The 18,738-nt window shown below is 36.0% G+C and carries 17 protein-coding genes; 9 read left to right on the top strand and 8 right to left on the bottom strand.

Annotated features, from left to right (window positions below):
- On the top strand, nucleotides 1-3,739 hold a 3,739-nt coding region (locus ACKI2W_RS10555; protein WP_407381922.1), incomplete at its 5' end, for an Ig-like domain repeat protein.
- Nucleotides 3,740-3,966: 227 nt separating this feature from the next.
- Here the strand turns inward: ACKI2W_RS10555 and ACKI2W_RS10550 are convergent.
- The 4 genes from ACKI2W_RS10550 to comD form a co-directional block, all read right to left on the bottom strand.
- Complete coding sequence (locus tag ACKI2W_RS10550) at nucleotides 3,967-5,631, bottom strand: AMP-binding protein (protein ID WP_407381920.1); 1,665 nt, start codon at nucleotides 5,629-5,631, stop codon at nucleotides 3,967-3,969.
- 191 nt (nucleotides 5,632-5,822) lie between these two features.
- Entirely contained in the window at nucleotides 5,823-6,398 is a 576-nt protein-coding gene (locus tag ACKI2W_RS10545) for a cupin domain-containing protein (RefSeq protein WP_407381918.1), read from the bottom strand.
- 193 nt (nucleotides 6,399-6,591) lie between these two features.
- Nucleotides 6,592-7,131 (bottom strand): sulfopyruvate decarboxylase subunit beta, encoded by a 540-nt coding sequence (gene comE, locus ACKI2W_RS10540; RefSeq protein WP_407381916.1) that lies wholly within the window; start codon nucleotides 7,129-7,131, stop codon nucleotides 6,592-6,594.
- A gap of 4 nt (nucleotides 7,132-7,135) precedes the next feature.
- Nucleotides 7,136-7,627, bottom strand: a complete 492-nt coding sequence (gene comD / locus ACKI2W_RS10535) for a sulfopyruvate decarboxylase subunit alpha (RefSeq protein WP_407381914.1) — start codon at nucleotides 7,625-7,627, stop codon at nucleotides 7,136-7,138.
- Between the two features lie 113 nt (nucleotides 7,628-7,740).
- Here comD and cofH point away from each other — a divergent pair, with 113 nt between their 5' ends.
- The 4 genes from cofH (at nucleotide 7,741) to ACKI2W_RS10515 (ending at nucleotide 11,030) form a co-directional block, all read left to right on the top strand.
- Complete coding sequence (cofH, locus tag ACKI2W_RS10530; protein ID WP_407381912.1) at nucleotides 7,741-8,859, top strand: 5-amino-6-(D-ribitylamino)uracil--L-tyrosine 4-hydroxyphenyl transferase CofH; 1,119 nt, start codon at nucleotides 7,741-7,743, stop codon at nucleotides 8,857-8,859.
- 49 nt (nucleotides 8,860-8,908) lie between these two features.
- The gene (locus tag ACKI2W_RS10525; RefSeq protein WP_407381910.1) at nucleotides 8,909-9,478 is read left to right on the top strand and encodes a thymidylate kinase; all 570 of its coding nucleotides are present in this window, start codon (nucleotides 8,909-8,911) and stop codon (nucleotides 9,476-9,478) included.
- A gap of 65 nt (nucleotides 9,479-9,543) precedes the next feature.
- Nucleotides 9,544-10,395, top strand: coding sequence for a tetratricopeptide repeat protein (locus ACKI2W_RS10520; RefSeq protein ID WP_407381908.1), 852 nt, complete (start codon nucleotides 9,544-9,546; stop codon nucleotides 10,393-10,395).
- A gap of 80 nt (nucleotides 10,396-10,475) precedes the next feature.
- Nucleotides 10,476-11,030 (top strand): carboxypeptidase-like regulatory domain-containing protein, encoded by a 555-nt coding sequence (locus ACKI2W_RS10515; RefSeq protein WP_407381906.1) that lies wholly within the window; start codon nucleotides 10,476-10,478, stop codon nucleotides 11,028-11,030.
- Between the two features lie 5 nt (nucleotides 11,031-11,035).
- Here the strand turns inward: ACKI2W_RS10515 and ACKI2W_RS10510 are convergent, their stop codons facing one another.
- Nucleotides 11,036-11,293: a hypothetical protein gene (locus ACKI2W_RS10510; RefSeq protein WP_292795565.1), complete on the bottom strand. Its 258-nt coding sequence runs from the start codon at nucleotides 11,291-11,293 to the stop codon at nucleotides 11,036-11,038.
- Nucleotides 11,294-11,295: 2 nt separating this feature from the next.
- Entirely contained in the window at nucleotides 11,296-12,270 is a 975-nt protein-coding gene (gene priS / locus ACKI2W_RS10505) for a DNA primase catalytic subunit PriS (RefSeq protein WP_407381904.1), read from the bottom strand.
- An 87-nt stretch (nucleotides 12,271-12,357) separates the two neighbouring features.
- Between priS and ACKI2W_RS10500 the strand changes: the two genes are divergently transcribed.
- The 3 genes from ACKI2W_RS10500 (at nucleotide 12,358) to ACKI2W_RS10490 (ending at nucleotide 14,801) form a co-directional block, all read left to right on the top strand.
- Nucleotides 12,358-12,873, top strand: coding sequence for a hypothetical protein (locus ACKI2W_RS10500; RefSeq protein WP_407381902.1), 516 nt, complete (start codon nucleotides 12,358-12,360; stop codon nucleotides 12,871-12,873).
- A gap of 138 nt (nucleotides 12,874-13,011) precedes the next feature.
- Nucleotides 13,012-14,118: an ABC transporter permease gene (locus ACKI2W_RS10495; protein ID WP_407381900.1), complete on the top strand. Its 1,107-nt coding sequence runs from the start codon at nucleotides 13,012-13,014 to the stop codon at nucleotides 14,116-14,118.
- Between the two features lie 8 nt (nucleotides 14,119-14,126).
- Complete coding sequence (locus ACKI2W_RS10490) at nucleotides 14,127-14,801, top strand: ABC transporter ATP-binding protein (protein WP_407381898.1); 675 nt, start codon at nucleotides 14,127-14,129, stop codon at nucleotides 14,799-14,801.
- Between the two features lie 26 nt (nucleotides 14,802-14,827).
- On the opposite strand, the gene ACKI2W_RS10485 is transcribed toward ACKI2W_RS10490, so the two are convergent.
- Together ACKI2W_RS10485 and priL are read right to left on the bottom strand one after the other, a co-directional pair.
- Nucleotides 14,828-14,983: a hypothetical protein gene (locus ACKI2W_RS10485; RefSeq protein WP_407381896.1), complete on the bottom strand. Its 156-nt coding sequence runs from the start codon at nucleotides 14,981-14,983 to the stop codon at nucleotides 14,828-14,830.
- Between the two features lie 25 nt (nucleotides 14,984-15,008).
- Nucleotides 15,009-16,337, bottom strand: a complete 1,329-nt coding sequence (gene priL, locus ACKI2W_RS10480) for a DNA primase large subunit PriL (protein WP_407381894.1) — start codon at nucleotides 16,335-16,337, stop codon at nucleotides 15,009-15,011.
- A 413-nt stretch (nucleotides 16,338-16,750) separates the two neighbouring features.
- Here priL and metG point away from each other — a divergent pair, with 413 nt between their 5' ends.
- Entirely contained in the window at nucleotides 16,751-18,733 is a 1,983-nt protein-coding gene (gene metG / locus ACKI2W_RS10475; protein ID WP_407381892.1) for a methionine--tRNA ligase, read from the top strand.
- The last annotated feature ends 5 nt before the right edge of the window (nucleotides 18,734-18,738 follow it).

Genomic DNA, 18,738 nt, shown 5'->3' with positions numbered 1-18,738 from the left:
GAAACCTGGTGTGGATGATTACAATGTTTCAGCTGTTTATCAGGAAAATCATAAGTATTACTCTTCAAATTCATCTACATTAGCATTTGAAGTATATATGAGTGGTTCTGAGATTAATGTGAACGGTCATGACATCAGCGTTGGCGAAACAGAAACAATCGTTGTCACATTGCCTGTAGGAGAATACTCAGGTAATGTAACCATTTATGTGGATGAAAGGGAATTCACAAGACAAATCACTTACAATGCAACTACTAATATCAGTACTGCAACTCTAACCTTGGATGATCTTGTATCTGGAACATATCAGGTCAGAGCAGTCTTTGTCAATGAGGAAGATGGAAAAACAGTTGTCCACGAAGGAAGCGACATATTTACAGTATCAAAAATCGAATCAACTATTGTCATTAATCCGATTTCAGATATTAAAGTCGGTGAAAACGCTACAATCAAATTGGATATTTTACCTTCCGATGCAACAGGCACAATTGATGTCTATGTAAACGGTAAACATTATCTTGTAAATGTAAGCAATCCTATTGTAGATGCTTCCGATTTAAAAGAAGGAGAAGTTTCAGTTTATGCATTATATGCTGGAGATAACAAATACCTCTCATCAAATGCTATGGCAACATTCAATGTTTACAAAAATGATGTAATTCCTGAACTGAGCGTATCCGATATTGACATCAGTCAAATGATAAACATTACTGTAAAACTTCCTGGAGATGCAACAGGATTTGTTTTACTTGATATCAACGGAACCCAGTTCTATGCTGATGTTGAAAACGGAACCGCCAAATATCTTATCGTACCTGCCAATACAGGTTCATTTGTTGTAACTGCAACCTATCTTGGTGACGATAAATATTATTCAAATTCAACAGACGGTTCATTCATATGCTCTAAAATCAAAACGGACATCATTATTTCAGGTAAAGACATTGTTGTTGGCCATGATGAGGTATTAACAATTACTACAGCTAACTTCACTGAAGTAATCATTGTTGAAATAGCCGGTATCAATTACACAACATTTGTTGAAAACGGTATTGGTAACTTAACAGTTTCCAATTTACCTGTCGGCAGTTATAATGCTACAGCTTACTTCCCAGGAAACACAAAATATGATTCACAAAGCAATTACACCTCATTTGAGGTAACAGGTAAAAAATCCTCAGACATTTCAATTGATGTCAAAGACATTATTGTTGGACAGGATGCAATTATTGCGGTTAATGTAACCGAAGGAGCAACAGGTGAGGTAACCATTGTAATCAGAGGCAGAGAATACACTGAAAAATTGGATAATGGTTCAGCCACATTCAACATATCCAACTTGACTGCTAGGGATTATGTAATCACCGCCATCTATAATGGTGATGAAAATTACTTGCCAAGCAACAACACTGCCAATTTCACTGTTGAAAAGATTGATGTGGAAGTTTCTGTTGACGCTAAGGATATACTGGTCAATGAAACAGAAACAATTGAAATTAAATTGTCTGAAAACATTGATGGTATTGTTTTAGTCAATGTCAACTCTACAGGTTACTATGTAAATGTTACCGGTGGCCGTGGAGTGCTTGAACTCAATAACCTTGATTCCGGTAAATATGACGTTACTGCAACCTTCTTGGGTGATGACATCTACAAATCAGCATCCGATTCAACTTCATTTGCTGTAGACACCAAATCAGTTCCGGATATTGATGTTGCCATAAATGATGATAACATTACTGGTGTATTGCCTGATGATGCAACTGGAAATGTTACAGTCTTGATTGACGGTAAGGAAGTTCCTGGTGAGGTAATTAATAATACTGTTGTTGTAGACACAAGTGATTTAACTCCGGGCAATCATAGCGTTGAAGTCATCTATTCCGGTGATGACAAATATGCTCCATATGACAATACAACTTCCGTTGAAGTGCCTAAGATTGATGATTACAAGTTCGACTTGGATATCAAAGTCGATGGAAATGACGCAACCGTTTCAGTAGAATTGCCTGAAGATGTTAACGGTGTCGTTTTCGTTGATGTTGATGGTACAGGTTATTATGTAAATGTAACAGACGGTAAAGGATCTGCTGTGTTAACCAATTTCGACATTGGTGAGCATGATATCACGGTCACATATCCTGGAAATGACAAGTATGGTGAAAGTACAAATTCATCCTCATTTGTCGTTGATGACAAACATATCACTCCAATCGATATTATAACCCATGATATTCATGTAGGGGACAATTTAACTGTTTATGTTGTCGTACCTAGTGATGCCAGCGGAGAAATCATTATTCAAATTGGCTCAGACAATTACACTGCTCCAATTAATCAGGGAATTTCAAGATTCAGCATTCCTGGATTATCCGAAGGCAACTACACAGTCACAGCCATTTATGACGGTAGTGTGAAATACGATTCAAACACTACTTCAGCTCCTGTGAAAGTGTCAAAAGTCGATGACTATCCAATAGACATCACTGAAGACGGTAAAAACATCACAATCAACCTTCCTAGTGATGCTTCAGGTAATGTTACCGTAATTGTCGACGGTGAAAACTTCACTGGTCAAGTTGTCAACGGAACAGTAACTATCTATGACCCTAACCTAACTGCAGGTCCTCATAATATTACTGTTATTTACAGCGGAGACAACAAGTATTCTCCAGAACAGAACAATACTGAAGTGGATATCAAGAATAGAGTTTTAATCGATGTTCCTCTTGTAGTGAAATACTACTCTGGCTCTGAAAGGTTATATGTCTATCTTGAAGACTTAAACGGCAATAAGATAGCTAACGCATCTGTATCAATTACAATTAATGGTGTTACTTACAACAGAACCACTAATGAAAACGGTACTGCTTCACTTGCTATCAACTTACTGCCTAACACATATTCCGTTTTAGTATCATTCAACGGCAATGAAGAGTTCAACAGAACTACTGCAACATCTTCCGTAACTGTTTTACACACAATCTATGGAAATGATGTTGTCAAAGTTTACAAGAACGCAACCCAATATTACGCATTGTTCCTGGATGGTGAAGGCAATCCGTTAGCAAACACTGCGGTTTCATTTAACATTAACGGTGTATTCTACACCAGAACAACCAATGAAAGTGGATGGGCTAAACTGAACATCAACCTGTTGAAAGGCACATACATTTTAACTGCAATGAACCCTGTCACTGGTGAACAACGCTCTAATCTGGTTACTGTTATTTCACAAATCGTTGAAAACACTAACTTAATTAAGTATTATCACAATGACAGTCAATATGTAGTTAGAATTATTGCTGATGACGGATCATATGCTGGTGCTGGTGAAAAAGTTACCTTTAACATTCATGGTAGAATCTACAACCGTTACACTGACAGTAATGGATATGCCAGACTGAACATTAATTTAGGTCCTGGTGACTATATTGTCACAGCATACTACAAAGAATGTGCTGAAGGTAACCATATTCATATCCTGCCTGATTTCTTCACTAAGGATCTTGTGATGAATTATGCGGATGGTTCCAAATTCGTTGCTCAGGTATTGGATGGTCAGGGCAATCCTTACCCAGGCCAGACTGTTACTTTCAATGTTAATGGTGTAGCCTACAGCAGGGTAACTGACAGTAATGGTGAAGCTAAATTGAATATTAACCTGCAATCCGGTGAATATTTGATTACATCAACCTATCTGGACGAAACTAATACGAACACAATTGTTGTAATTTAGGAGTATATTTTACTCCTATCTTTTTTTTCTTTTAAATTAAATATAGCATCAATAATTTAACTAGTTTTTAATTGAAAGTATAATTTTATTACAGTTATCTTTAAAATATGGTGCATTACTATAAAAATAATATTTTTTCAAACACGTTATCTACATTAGAAAGTTAATTTTTATCAAAAAAAGTAATTTTTTAAAAAATGGTGAAAATAAAAAAAGGTTTGAGGAAGTTATAATTCCCCGTTTGCTCTTCTTTCATCAAGAAGCTTTAAACCTAAATCTCCCAGTTTGTATTTTTGAATTTTACCACTTGTAGTTAATGGGAATTCATCAACAAAGAATACGTATTTAGGCACTTTGTATCTTGCGATGCTTCCGATACAGAAATCACGGATATCCGCTTCGGTTACATCATCAAAGCCTTCTTCCTTAATAATGAATGCTCCAACGATTTCTCCGTATTTCTCATCAGGTATACCTGCAACCTGAACGTCCTGAACGCATTCATGTGTAAAGAGATATTCTTCGATTTCTCTAGGATAGATGTTTTCCCCACCTCTGATAATCATGTCCTTGATACGCCCGACAATGGAGTAATATCCGTCTTCATCGACGGTAGCCAAGTCTCCTGAGTGTAGCCATCCGTCCGGTTCGATTGTTTCAGCTGTCTTTTCAGGCATGTTGTAATATCCTTTCATTACATTGAAACCTCTGCACATGATTTCTCCGGTTTCGCCAGGACCTAATTCCTCGCCGGTTTCAGGATCAACGATTTTAACTTCAATGTTAGGGAATTTTCTGCCCACAGTATTGATTTTTTTCTCAAATGAATCCGCAGCGTTGGTTTGTGTAAAACCAGGAGCCGCTTCAGTAAGACCGTAAACACTGGTTATTTCTTTCATATTCATTTTTTCGATAGCATCTTTCATGGTTTCAACAGGACATGTTGAACCTGCCATGATACCAGTACGTAGGGAGCTCATATCGAACATGTCAAACATAGGATGGTTCATCATACCGATAAACATCGTAGGCACACCGTAAATGGAAGTACATTTCTCCTTTTGGATTGATGATATTGCAAGTAATGGATCATATTCCTCAAGCATAATCATTGTAGAACCGTGGGTAATTACTGCCATAACTCCTAAAACGGTTCCGAAACAGTGGAATAGAGGAACTTGGAGGAGTAACCTGTCTGCGGGTGAATAGTTCATATTCTCTCCTATGTAGAATCCGTCATTAACGATGTTTCTGCTTGTAAGCATTACTCCTTTAGGAAATCCTTCTGTACCGCTTGTATATTGCATGTTGATGACGTCATTCTGTGTAACTGCATCTTTAACTTTCTGGTATTCATCGTCATCGTAGTTCATACCGAGCAATAGCAGTTCGTTTGTGTTGTACATTCCGCGATGTTTTTCCTGTCCCACGTGAAAAACATATTTTAAGCGTGGGAATTTTTCACTGTTAAGACTGCCTCTGGCACAGTTTTTCAGTTCAGGAACAAGTTCGTGGATAATATCAAAATAGCTGGTATCCCTAAATCCGTCAGTCATAGCGATTGCTTTCATGTCTGACTGCTGAAGTACATATTCCAGTTCATGGGACTGGTAAGCTGTATTGACAGTAACGATTGTTGCACCGATTTTGGCGGTTGCAAACATGTATGTTAACCATTCAGGTACGTTTTTAGCCCAGATACCAACATGGTCTCCTTTTTCAATTCCTAAAGCCAGTAATCCTTTTGCAAGATTATCGACACGTTCATCAAATTCTTTATATGTAAATCTTAAATTCCTATCAGGATATACGATAAATTCATGATCCGGTTGTTTTTCTACTTGTGTTTCGAAAAATTTTCCAAGAGAAAGCTCTGTAAATAATTCACTCATTTTCACACCTTTTAATTATTCTGTATTTCGTAAAAAAGTCTGGTTTCAAATTTTGCTTCTTGTTGCAATCGCAATCTTTTCAAGTCCAAGTCTGGTTTAAAACATCTAAAACTGTCATTCATTTCATATTCTTTTTTCCAATTCATTTCATTTAAATTCATTTTAAACATTTTAACCAAAACTCCTTCAATTTAATATGGTGTGTATAGCACTGCTAATATTTTAGATTCTTTTTCACCGGTTGCGTGTAAATGGTGAGGAACAACGGAATCATAAAATATGCTGTCGCCTTTGCCTATTGTGAATGTATCTTTTCCATAGATTACTTCAATTTCTCCTTCTAATACATAAATGAACTCTTCTCCTTCATGTGAAGATAATTCCTTTTCTCCTTCTTCATAATCAATGTCTATTATGAACGGATCAATGTTTCTGTCGATTTTACCTGCACCTAATGAGTGGAACTCCAGGTTGCTTGCATTTGTAACGTCTTCCCTTCCTGAGAAGTATAATGCGTTTGTCAGTTTTCCTGCTCTTGTGACTACAGGTCCGATTTGTGGAGTATCGTCCAGAAATGTTCCAAGCCTTACTCCTAAAGCCCTTGCCATTTTTGTTAATGGAGTAAGTGATGGAATAACTTCTCCAGCTTCCATAGCTTTTAGGACTTCAAGCTTAACACCACTGTTTTCTGCGAGCTCTTCTATACTCATATTCTGTCTTTCTCTAATACTTTTTATTTTAGAAGCAAATTCTTCATTTTTTTCCATAATATATCACTTTTTTACTTTATTCAATACTAAAATTTTTAGTATAATATAATTTTGTACTTTCTATTTATATAATACTTTGCAAAAAAAGCATTTTTTATGGATTTTTAGGGATTTTTATAAATTTTTAATGTACATTTTCTGACATTAAACATTTCATAGGTAAAAAAAGAGGGGTGATGACTGAAAGCAGTTATTTTTCAATTGCTTTCATGAATCTGTTTTTGATTTCTTCAGGTGTCAAATCGATAATTGGCGCTTCGGAATTGCCCGGTTTGCAGTTGAAAACTATTAAATTGCAGCTGTTGTTTCTGATTTTTCTTTTCAATTCAATATCAAAGAAATTATAGCTTTTAAAACCGACACTATTTGCAATGCTTACCAAATCAAGATCTTTTGCATAGGTTTCCTGATTGCCTGTTGAGCCGTAAGCTCCATTGTTTATTACAATCCATGTTAAATTTCTTGGTTTGCAGGCGTTTACTGTAACGAGTGAGCCCATATTCATTAAAAGAGCTCCATCACCATCTATTACAACAACGTCCTTATCCGGCTGTGACAGTGCCAGCCCAAGCCCTATTGATGAAGCAAGACCCATTGATCCAATCATATAGAAGTTTTCAGCCCTGTCATGGATATTATAGAGTTCCCTTGAAGGAAATCCTATATTGCACACCACCAGTTCATCGTCTATTGATTCCATTATTTTAAAAATAGCATCTCTTCTTTGCATATTATCACCAATATTTGATTTCCAACAATATTGAAACGGGTTTTCCTTCCTGTTCGGACAATTCCCATGAGTTTCTTATGTCTTCATATGCCGCTTCGGGATTTCCCGGCTTGAAAAAGTTAAAGTTCATGGCTTCCAGTATCAAAGGTGTTGATTGTCCCATCGGGACCTGTCCGCAGATATTTTCTCCTTCGGTTCCCCTGTGGCTCATTACCATCAATAAAGGAAATCCGTACAGTTCAGTTAGGGATTTCAATGCATTGATTGAGTTTCCAAGCCCTGAATTCTGCATCAGTATGGCTGTTTTCCTGCCGCCGAGATAGGCTCCGGCACATAACCCAATTCCTTCTTCCTCCCTTGTTACTGGAATATGGATTATTTCATCGTCTTCATCAATCATATTTAATAATCTAGATAAGTTAACGCATGGAACGCTCACGATAAAGTCAATTCCGGCATCTTTCAGCCCGTTGTAAATAGCTTCTGTACTATCCATATTATCATCTTTTTAATTTCTTTAATTCTATATTGTACAATGTTGTACACTTTATTTTCTTAATTAATCTTTGATAGTAACATATATATTAAATTATTTACTTATTTATATTTATGTTTGATAAACTACCAATTTCTTCCAAAACGGAAAAAATCTTAACCAAATCTTTGGATGAGGAAATTTCTGTCGAGGAAGCAAATCATTTGATGAATATTCAAGGTTCTGATTTGTATCCGTTGCTTGCTACTGCGGATTATTTGAGACATGAAATAGTTGGCGACAATGTTACATTCATTAACAACTGCAATATCAACTTCACTAATATTTGCACTGTTAAATGTGGATTTTGCGCTTTTGGAAAGGATGAGGATGACCCTGATGCATATATTTTAAACGATGAGCAGATTATGGCAAAGGCACGTGGTGCCGTTGAAAAGGGTGCACGTGAATTCTGTGTCATGGGTGGTGTGCATCCTGAAGCTGACATTGAATACTATGAGCATCTGCTGCAGCTGCTTAAAGGAGAGTATCCGGATGTTATGATTCACGGCTTTTCACCGACCATGATTAGGGATGCCGCTTTTGCATCAGGAATTGATATGGCCGAAGCGTGTGAAAGATTAAAGTCAGCAGGTTTGGATACATTGCCTGGAACTGCAGCTGAAATACTTACTGACCGTTCAAGGGACTTGATTTGTCCTGAAAAGGTCAGCGTTGACGAATGGATTGATATTGTAAGGACTGCTCATGAGGTTGGAATTCCGGGTTCAGCCACAATCATGTATGGCCATGTAGAAACCCTTGAGGAACGTGTCGAACACATTGACGTTATCCGTCGTCTTCAGGAGGAAACCCATGGTTTTACTGAGTTCATTCCAATGACATTCATGCATGAGTATTCACCGATATTTCTGGAAGGCCAGTCAAATCTCGGCGCTACAGGAACTGAAGACCTGAAGCTTTATGCTGTTTCCAGACTGATGTTGAGGGATTCAATTCCAAACATTCAGGTTTCATGGGTAAAGATGGGTTTCAGATTTGCACAGGTATCCCTTACTGCAGGTGCTAATGATTTGGGAGGTACTCTGGGCGGAGATGAGCTGTCTGAAGCTTCCGGTGCTCCTGATGGTGTGGATGCATCCATCGATACTTTGGGAAGGATTGTAAGAAACCTTAGCAGAAATCCTATCGAAAGAAATTCCAAATACACTGAGTTTTATCCTATTGATTAATTCAAATAAAGTAGTTTATCATTATAACATTAATTTACAGTGACTTATCATGAAATTCATAGCAATTGACGGCCTTGACGGGTCTGGAAAGGATACACAAATTAATTTACTGGCTGAAGCCTATAAAAAACAGGGAAAGAATGTCGTTGTGCGTTCACATCCGTGCAATGATAATCGTTATGGTCGTAAATCCAAGGAAGCTCTTCTGAAAACAGGTAAGATTAATCATCTGAAAGCTACAATCTATTTTGGTTTGGATGCTATCCGTTCTGTTAGAAAATACTCTCATGATGACAGCATTGACGTTCTGATTTTCTCAAGATATGTTCTAGCGGTGATGTATCTTCCGGATGTGGTGAACATGATTGTCTATAAAATCGTTTGCTTTGTTCTTCCAACATCAGATTGCATGTTCTTTTTGGATGTATCGCCAGAAGAATCATTAAGAAGAATTGGTTCAAGGCATGAAGATACAGAAATGTTTGAAAATATGGGATCTCTTATTAAAGTCCGTAACAAATCCAAAAAATTTACTTACAACTGGAACGTTGTTGATGGGGATAAGTCTGTGGAGGAAATCAGTTCTCAAATTATTTCAAAATGTCTGGATTCAGACTAATTATTATTATTTTTTTAATATGTTATACACAACTTATATATGCTATAAGAATACAATATATACTTATGAGTGAAAAGTTACTAGACCATTATGAAGAAGAGAAAAATTATGATGCTATGATAAAGCTAATAGATGAAATGATTCTAGAAAACCCGCAGCAATCATCATCACTACTTTTTAGAAAAGCCAAAGCCTTAATCGAATTAAAAGAATATGAACAAGCAATAAAAACACTGAAAGTATATATCAAAGACTGTCCGGACGATGAAATGCTTAAGGCATATGTCTTAATAGCAACATCCTATGCTTCACTTGAGGATGATGAAAAAACTGTTTTCTATCTTGAAAAAATATTGGAATTGGACCCGGAAAACGATCTGGTTTTAAAGCAGCTGTCATATCATGCATATATATCTCATGAATTTAAAAAATGCTGCGAATACATTAAACGGTTGATAAAACTTGATAAGGCAGATATTGAAGATTACATTAACCTGATTTTCTGCTGCATACAATTGGATATGATAGATGACGCATTAAAATGTGCCGAAAGAGTAATAGCTCTCGACCCTACAAATCTGGATGTGTTTGCAACATTGACAATACTTTATGATGATTTGGAAGATGAAGATAAGTTAATGGAAGTCTGTGAAAGAATCCTGAATTTGAATGATGATGGAACCCTGCAGATCATGCTTTTAAAGGCACAGGCTTCACTTGAATTGGGAAAAGAAAATGAAGCTTTTGAACTTGTTGATAAGGCCATTAAATTGAATCCGTATGATCCGTTTCCGTATTTGATGAAAGGAATGCTTTTGAATAAATTGAAAAGATTTGATGAGGCCAATGAATGTTTTGGTGAAGCATTTGCCTTAAATCCTGAAATATTGTTGTCAATGGAAAGGTTAAGTAATTAAAAGATAATAGTTATTAAATGGACGTGTAAATTATGGATGAAAATAAGATAATTCTAATTTTAGTTATTATTATAGTAATAATGTTGGTAGTGGGATTTTTAATATTTAGCCCGGCAATTGCTAAAAAAGAATCTAAAGTAACTGTAACAAGTAATTCTACATTATATGATGGGGATAGCATTTTAATATCATTAACAGATTTAAATGGTACTCCTATAGCTAATCAAACTGTTAATATTACTATAGTTGATGCAAACGGTGGCGAAAATAGACAAATTGTAACAACTGATGCTAATGGTATTGGAAATTTGCAGTTAAATGGTTTAACAATTGGATATTATACCATAAAAATTTATTATGGTGGAAATGATGAATTCAAATCATGCAATACAACACAGAAATTAGAAATGAAGGATAGGATAGTTGAATCTCAATCAACAAGTTTATCTTCTACAGGTTCTGGTGATGATTCAACTTATGGCTCATACATTAATGATGAATGGGTTCCAATGTCTGAAGCAGAATATGCAAGTCGTTATCCTGTTTTATATCATCAAAAATCACTTCAAGAAGGTCGTTATGATGAGTATCATCCTCAAATGTATGAAGTTGATGCTGAGAATGGTTTAATTTAATTTTTTTATAAAATTTCTTTAATTCCGCTGTCGGTAATAATCATCAATGAATTAAGGTTTTCCAGCATTAAAGAAGCTATTGGATGTGTCTGGATATCCTTATTCATTAACACCAGTTCCTTATCGACTATATCCACCCAGTTGACATTATAAATTACCACACCATTAACAATTAATCCCAAATATTCAGGAACAAATCTGTTTTCATTCATTTCTTCAAAATATTGGTTTTCACGAAAAATTTCTCTTAAAACATTATCCATACCTAATCACTCCTCTCATAAACAAACTTAGGAACAGCCTCTTTAAACGGATCAAAGGTTTCTCTGTTTTTAACTTCCATACATTTCATACTGACTTTGGAATGAAGTGATGAAGGAAGTCTTAAAATTCTTTTCAAATCAATTGATACCTTTGCATCAATCGTGGCCAGGTTGACACGAGCCATTGCTTCAACCAGGTTTTTATACCTTCTAGGGCCAATATCCTTTTTGAAATATCCCCATTCGTCATTGTCCAGGTGATGTCTTGCTTTCAGAATATCCTTCATTAATTTAGGATTGATTCCATCAATATCTTCCTGGCCTGTCAGGTGCTGAACATTATATTTCATCTTATTGGTAAAAATCTTTGAATAACCGATTGGAATTGAAAAATGCTCAAAATTGAATGCCTTGTTTGAGATGTCGGTATTAATGAACTGTGACTTTGGAACTTCGGCTCCCGCAACGTATTTCAATACTTCGGATCTGAGTTCGCTGTTTGCAAGCATCATTTCCTCATCCAGAATTCTGATGTGATATCCTCTTCCTGAATAAATCAGATGGATGTTGTCAAGTCCTAAATCACTTTCCAGAGTATCAATCAGTGAATTGACGATTTCCAAAGCCTCGCCCAGGCATATTTCACAGACGCTGTCGCAGTTGCATGACCTGATTGGAATGTCTTTAGCATCAACATCGAAAATGTATTCGGCTTTCTGCCAGTCCTGTCTTCTTCTAGGTTCATTATAAAAAGCTACTGAAATATAAGCTGCAAATGGTGCCTTATATCTGAGGAATTTTCTGAGTGATTCCGTTCCTTTGAAAGTTTTATACCTATCGTTAGGACCTCTTCCGTTATGGTCAAAACCAAATTCACGTTTTTTAATTCCATTTTTAATGAAATCAGGAAGGTCCTTTTCACTCCATTCCTCACGATAATATTGGCGTCTTTCTTTCATGGTAGCTTTAGAAAACATAATATGAATTATTTTTATCCAAGTATATAATTATTGGTGAAGTGTGATTTTTTAAACTATTTATATACTATTTTTTAAAATATTATTATGGAAGAAATTTTTGAAGTAATCGGCGTTGAACACTTAAAAACAATATTGTCCGGCCTATCGCCTGAAGATATAGTAAAGCCGGCTTATGACAATTGGTTTCCAACTCAGAAAACAGGCCATACAATACTGGATTTGGAAACCGGTGAGGTCAGGGGACTGTCAATAGAGCATAACCAAATGCCTTTGCAGTCAATGATGTATATTGAATTGTATACGATAAAATCTAGCGATTATCCGATTGAACCTGAAGAGCTCTTTTCAAAAGCGGAGTATGATGAATTCCTGGAGTTTATGGAAGATGAACCGTCAGAATTTGCACCGGATATGGTGAGCATTTTCTGTCAGGACAATGATATTGATGAGGAATCTAGAAATATCGGAATATTGGCTTACAGATTTTCTCAAAACGACCAAAAAAATTATAACATGTGGGAATCAGCCATTTTAAATAAGTATTATGACAAGACTGATGAGAATCATAATCCCTTTAAATTTAATCAAAGCAGTTTATGATTTTGATAAATGCTTAAAAATGAACAATTTTTAACTATTATTTTTTTGAAATGGGTAATATTTATATATTGCAAAGATAATTAATTATTTATTGATTTGAAATAGGTTGGGGTAATTATTAAGTTTATTACATTAATATTGAAAAATCCCTTTAGGAATAAGACCCGAAGCGCACTATCCATTATTGGAATAGCTATTGGAATTGCCACAATTGTTGCATTGGGCCTTATCACTGCAGGTATGGAAGATTCTGTTCAAACGACATTCAATGAAGGCGGTGCAGAAATTACAGTCACCAATGCAACTAATATTGGTGGTGCTTCAGGTCTTCTCAACGCATCTTTTATTGGTGATTTGAAAAATATAACGAATGTTTCGGATGCTGTCGGCCAGCTGTCGGTCAGTGAGTCCAATCAGTCGTTCATACAGTCAAGAAGTCCTGTTATGGGAACAACAGTTTATGGAGTAAATGCTTCAAAACTGAATCTGGTCGGTATTAGTAATGTTGATGGTGCCGTTTATGGGGAGGATTCTTTTGAAGTTATTGTTGGTTCAAGATATGCTGAGCTGAATAATTTCAGCATCGGTGACAACTTAAGCTTTTTAGGCCATGATTTTGAAGTTGTCGGAATATACGAAACAGGAAATATGATGCTTGACAATGGGGTTTACACTTCACTTTCAAAGCTTCAAAATATTTCAGATACTGACAAGGTTTCATCCATTTTGGTTAAAACGTCAGAAGGCGTCAATGACAGCATTGTCAGTCAAAACATTAAAGACAAATATGAGAATGTATCAACACTGACAAGTGAAGAAATGTCTTCAATGCTCGATGAGGTTATTGGAATATTGGACGCTGCATCTCTTGCCATTTCAGGTTTGGCAATTATTGTGGGCGCAATTGGGGTCATAAATACGATGGTCATGACAGTATATGAAAGGACAAAGGAAATTGGTGTTTTAAAATCAATCGGGTGGAAAAGCAGAAAGATTTTAACAATGATTTTGGGTGAAACATTAGTTTTGACAACGTTATCGGGCATTATCGGTTCAGTTTTTGGAATATTGGTGGCTGAAGTTGGTGTCAGACTTATTGGAACTGATGGATTTTCACTTGTTTACACTCCTAAAACATTTATCTTGGCATTTGGAATTACGATTATCGTAGGTATTATAGGGGGAGTGTATCCTGCACATAAAGCCTCTAAACTTGCTCCAACAGAAGCGTTGAGATATGAATAGGTGATTGGATGGAACTGATTAGATTAAAAAATGTTATAAAACAGTATGATGATGGGGCTGTAACTGCATTAAACAACATCAATTTATCTATAGAAAAAGGAAGCTTCGTGTCCATTATAGGTCCGTCCGGATCGGGAAAGTCAACATTATTGAATATGCTGGGCGCCTTGGATTCTCCAGATTCAGGCCATGTTATTATTGACGGGATTGATTTGGCAACTCAGAAGGATTTGAGTGATTTCAGGCGCCATGAAATCGGTTTTGTATTTCAACTTCACAATCTGCTTCCTAACTTGACGGTTCAGGAAAATGTTGAGATACCTCTAATGGATGCCAACATGTCTGAAAAGGATAAACATAGAAGGGCATTGCTTTTCATTGAAGCTGTAGGTCTTTTGGATAAGAAAAAACAAAAACCAAATAAGTTATCCGGTGGTGAACGTCAAAGAGTAGCTATTGCAAGAGCCCTGGTTAATTTCCCATCAATAATTTTGGCTGATGAACCCACAGGCGCTCTTGATACAAGAACTGGTGCTAAAGTCCTTGATGTTTTAAGATTTGTCCATGAGTCAATTGATGCTACATTAATTATTGTAACTCATGATAGGGATGTCGCCAGATTGGCTAGCAGAACCATAGAAATCAGGGACGGTCAAGTGATTAATGATTATTTAAATAGATAGTTAATGTTTTTTTATCTTAATAATTTTTATTCATAGACATCTTTGTCAATATTCCAGTATTCGCCATCATCATCTATTATTCCTATAATGTCGTCTGTTGTAATTTTTTTTCTAGGAATTTTCAATTGATTATTTGCTGTGGTTTTTTTGTTTAAATCGTCAGTTATATTCATGACTTTCATTTTAGAATCACCTTAAATTATTTTTTCATTCTTTTGCTTGTTTATCTAGCTGGAACTTTTTGCGTCCGTAACATGACAGCGGATTATTTATCCCTTTGCATGAGCCGTCAGGCTTGCATAGCTGAGGCAAATGAATCTTTATCTTTTCACAGCTCATTGGAGTGTACCATGTGGTTTCGCCTTCATGGTTGATGTCAATTTCACTGTGCATTCCAAATCCTAGTTTTGATATGATGTTTACCTTTTCCTGTGGCTGGTCTTCAAATAATGGTGGTGTACAGTTGTCTGCAGCATCAAATATCAATGGTAAAACTTCATTTTGTGTAATGCTCAGGTCAGGATCAACATCTGAAACCTTTATTGTCTCATCGGATGCGAATATTCTTGGATAAAGACGTGCATAAGAGGCAAATGATGTTAATAAAAGCACAATAGCATCGTTACGTCCTCCTGAAGATACGCCGTTTACAGTATTTTGTATGCATGGTGGAAATGCGTCAGGATTTAATTTTCCAGCTTCCACAGTTCCGTAAATGCCTCCGATTCCTGCATAATACTGATTGTATTTGCTTATCTCTTCAGGAATGAATTCCTTAAGCTCTTCAGACAGTTTAACAATTTCGGGATGCATCTCAACTCTTGATGACATTTCTCTGATTCTTCCGATATATTCTTCGGTTTTCTGCATTATAAGACGGGATAAAATCAGTTCTTTCACGCTGTCCCCTACAAGGATATTGTACATTCGGTCAGGGCTTCTGTCTGAAAATTCGTCTGCATAATTGTCTAAAAATTCATCCTGCTGAAGTATCAAATCTCCATTTTGCAGGAGCAGTTCGCTCAATTTTAATTTTTTGGTAGCTATCACATCTTTCAGTGAACTCCATTTGATTGAACCGTCTACTTTAATTTCATCCAGGATTTCATCAATTATCTCCTCTCTTGATGATGGAGTCAGTTTGGCCAGTCTTTCCTGAATCAGTATTCCCTGTGATTCGACAAAAAGCCTGGTTTCTCTTGAACCCGGATTGAACTGTATTGCAATGGCCTGGCAGAGTGTGTGGAATATCACAACGTCCTGTTTAAAGAGGGCTTCATTTGTAAGATATTCAAATTCATTCTGGTTAAATTCCTTATTGTTTTTCTTTTCTATTGCCCATAGCATGCGCTTAAATGCCAAATCCTTATATGATTTAGGTATTAATGAGTCATCTGAGATTTTCTGATTTGTGGTGTGAATTACCTCTTCAATAAGGTATTCATCTTCCTTTTCGAGCTGATTCAAATCCCCGTAATCCCTTATGATTTCCCTTCCTTCATTTGACAATGGGTTAATATATGAAATTTCTGCCATGATTTTTAATTTTTGTTTCATATATTAAAAAATTAACTTATTTCTGAAAGCAATATTTCCTTGAGGAGGTAATTTTAATGAATATTTTTCAGGGTTTAAAACGTACTGATTCTAAAAAACGTGAAAGAATTAAAAATAAAAATTAATAATCCACAAATTACGCGCATTATATTGGTTGATGTGAAATCCTTTCAATAATATTTTAGATGAATTTCCAATCGCTGAATAATTTATTTTTTTACCAAGTTTCATTATCAAAGCTTTTTAAAATTTGTTGCAATTAATGTCTTTTTGTTCATTACTCAATTCATCTTTTCTATTTTTTTGATTTGACTAAATTCCTAAAAAAATATTACTTTATAAAGTATGAATAACATATATATTTATGCTTAAAAAATTTAGGAGAACAATAGATGACTAAGATATTTATTTCATGTGCACTTCCTTATGCGAACGGTCCGTGTCATTTGGGCCATATACGTTCCACATATTTGCCTGCAGATATTTTTGCAAGGTATAACCGTATGATTGGCAATGACGTGTTGATGGTTTGTGCTACTGATGAACATGGAACTCCAATCGCAGTTAAGGCAGATAAAGAGAATAAAAAACCGATTGAGATTTCTAAACGTTATCATGACATGATTGTTGCTGATGTTGAATCAATGAATATCTCTTTGGATAACTTTACAAGAACCACTGATGAAATCCATTATGAGATTGCTCAGAATTTCTTTAAAGACCTTTATGATAAAGGTTTGATTTACAGGCTTGACATTCAGCAGCTCTATTGTGAAAACTGTAAGAAATTCCTGCCTGACCGTTATGTTGAAGGCCTGTGTCCTGCATGCGGCAGCGAGGCTCGTGGAGATCACTGTGAAAAATGCGGAAGGGCGCTTGAGCCAACAGAATTAGATGAACCAAGATGTTTGACCTGTGGAAACACTCCTGTGATTAAGGATACCTATCAGTATGCCTTCAAGCTGTCCGAATTTGAAAAAGAGTTAACTGATTACATTAACGGCAATGAAAACTTGCCTGCAAATGTCAAAAACTACGCATCAAACTGGCTTAAGGAGGGCTTGAACGACTGGGTTTTAACAAGAGATATGGATTGGGGAATTCCTGTTCCTTTGGATGAGGCTAAAGGAAAGGTATTATATGTTTGGATTGAAGCATTTTTAGGATATATTTCCTCAGCCGCCCAATGGTCAAGGAAAACCGGAATCAAATGGGAAGACTACTGGAACGATTATGTAGTACATTTCATAGGAAAGGACATTATTTACCACCATTCAATTTTCTGGCCAGGTCTTTTGACTGCATACGGATGCAAAAAGCCTGATATGATTTATGCAGGTGAGTTCCTGTCCCTTGAAGGAGAAAAAATGTCAACCAGTAAAAATTGGGTTATCTGGATATCTGATTTTGTAAAAGACTTCGAGCCTGATTTGCTCAGATACTATCTGACAATAAACGCTCCTTTAAACAAGGATTCTGACTTCTCATGGGATGATTTCCAGAGAAGAAACAATGATGAGCTTGCAGACGTAATCGGAAACCTGCTCCACAGGACATTCACATTCACACACAAGTTCTTCGACGGAAAGGTTCCGCAATATAATGATGCATCAGATGAGGATAAGGCATTTGAAGCCGAAATTAAGAAATTACCGGATACTGTCGGTGAATTAATAGCTAATTATGATTTCAGAGAAGCTTTGCTTGAAATATTTAAAGTAGCTAAAATAGGAAATAAATATTTCAACGATCAGGAACCTTGGAAAGCCGTCAAGGAGAATCCGCAGAAAGCAGCCAATACATTATACCTGTCAAATCAATTGGCAAAATGTCTGGCATATGTGCTGAAACCGTTCCTTCCTACAAAAGCTGATGAAATAGCCAAAATTTTGAAACTGGCTGATGTAAGTAAATGGGAAGATGCTAAAGTGCATCTTGCGCAAGGCTATGAAATCGAAAAGGCTAAGCCGTTATTCAAAAAGATTGAAGATGACGTGATTAACGATCAAAAAGAAAAACTGAAGGAAAATTTAAAAGAAAATGAGGAAGATAATATGAGTGATATTATAGATATTGATTACTTTGACAAAGTTGACATCAGAATTGGCCAAATCAAAGAGGCTGAAAAAATTGAAAAATCAGACAAACTATTGAAATTGCAGGTCGACATTGGTGAAGAAACCAGACAAATCGTTGCAGGACTTGCCAAATTCTATGCTCCTGAAGAATTGATTGACAGAAAAGTTGCTGTTCTGGTTAATTTAAAACCTGCAAAACTATTCGGAACATTATCCGAAGGTATGCTTTTGGCAACCGGTGAAAGCGGAGCTTTACTTTCACCTGACGATTGTGAAATCGGCGAACAAATTCAATAAATCTG

Source organism: Methanobrevibacter sp., assembly GCF_045603845.1.
Classification (GTDB): domain Archaea; phylum Methanobacteriota; class Methanobacteria; order Methanobacteriales; family Methanobacteriaceae; genus Methanocatella.
Note: the sequence above shows the minus strand (reverse complement) of the source record. Positions and strands in the feature narration are given on the sequence as shown.

What these genes read in the sequence shown, in the direction of transcription:
- ACKI2W_RS10500 (WP_407381902.1), top strand. Translation starts at nt 12,358, where the DNA reads ATGGAAGAAATTTTTGAAGTAATCGGCGTTGAACACTTAAAAACAATA.
- comE (WP_407381916.1), bottom strand. Translation starts at nt 7,131, where the DNA reads ATGCAAAGAAGAGATGCTATTTTTAAAATAATGGAATCAATAGACGAT.
- ACKI2W_RS10520 (WP_407381908.1), top strand. Translation starts at nt 9,544, where the DNA reads ATGAGTGAAAAGTTACTAGACCATTATGAAGAAGAGAAAAATTATGAT.
- comD (WP_407381914.1), bottom strand. Translation starts at nt 7,627, where the DNA reads ATGGATAGTACAGAAGCTATTTACAACGGGCTGAAAGATGCCGGAATT.
- ACKI2W_RS10490 (WP_407381898.1), top strand. Translation starts at nt 14,127, where the DNA reads ATGGAACTGATTAGATTAAAAAATGTTATAAAACAGTATGATGATGGG.
- priL (WP_407381894.1), bottom strand. Translation starts at nt 16,337, where the DNA reads ATGGCAGAAATTTCATATATTAACCCATTGTCAAATGAAGGAAGGGAA.
- ACKI2W_RS10485 (WP_407381896.1), bottom strand. Translation starts at nt 14,983, where the DNA reads ATGAAAGTCATGAATATAACTGACGATTTAAACAAAAAAACCACAGCA.
- ACKI2W_RS10525 (WP_407381910.1), top strand. Translation starts at nt 8,909, where the DNA reads ATGAAATTCATAGCAATTGACGGCCTTGACGGGTCTGGAAAGGATACA.
- ACKI2W_RS10515 (WP_407381906.1), top strand. Translation starts at nt 10,476, where the DNA reads ATGTTGGTAGTGGGATTTTTAATATTTAGCCCGGCAATTGCTAAAAAA.
- priS (WP_407381904.1), bottom strand. Translation starts at nt 12,270, where the DNA reads ATGTTTTCTAAAGCTACCATGAAAGAAAGACGCCAATATTATCGTGAG.
- ACKI2W_RS10550 (WP_407381920.1), bottom strand. Translation starts at nt 5,631, where the DNA reads ATGAGTGAATTATTTACAGAGCTTTCTCTTGGAAAATTTTTCGAAACA.
- ACKI2W_RS10545 (WP_407381918.1), bottom strand. Translation starts at nt 6,398, where the DNA reads ATGGAAAAAAATGAAGAATTTGCTTCTAAAATAAAAAGTATTAGAGAA.
- metG (WP_407381892.1), top strand. Translation starts at nt 16,751, where the DNA reads ATGACTAAGATATTTATTTCATGTGCACTTCCTTATGCGAACGGTCCG.
- cofH (WP_407381912.1), top strand. Translation starts at nt 7,741, where the DNA reads ATGTTTGATAAACTACCAATTTCTTCCAAAACGGAAAAAATCTTAACC.
- ACKI2W_RS10510 (WP_292795565.1), bottom strand. Translation starts at nt 11,293, where the DNA reads ATGGATAATGTTTTAAGAGAAATTTTTCGTGAAAACCAATATTTTGAA.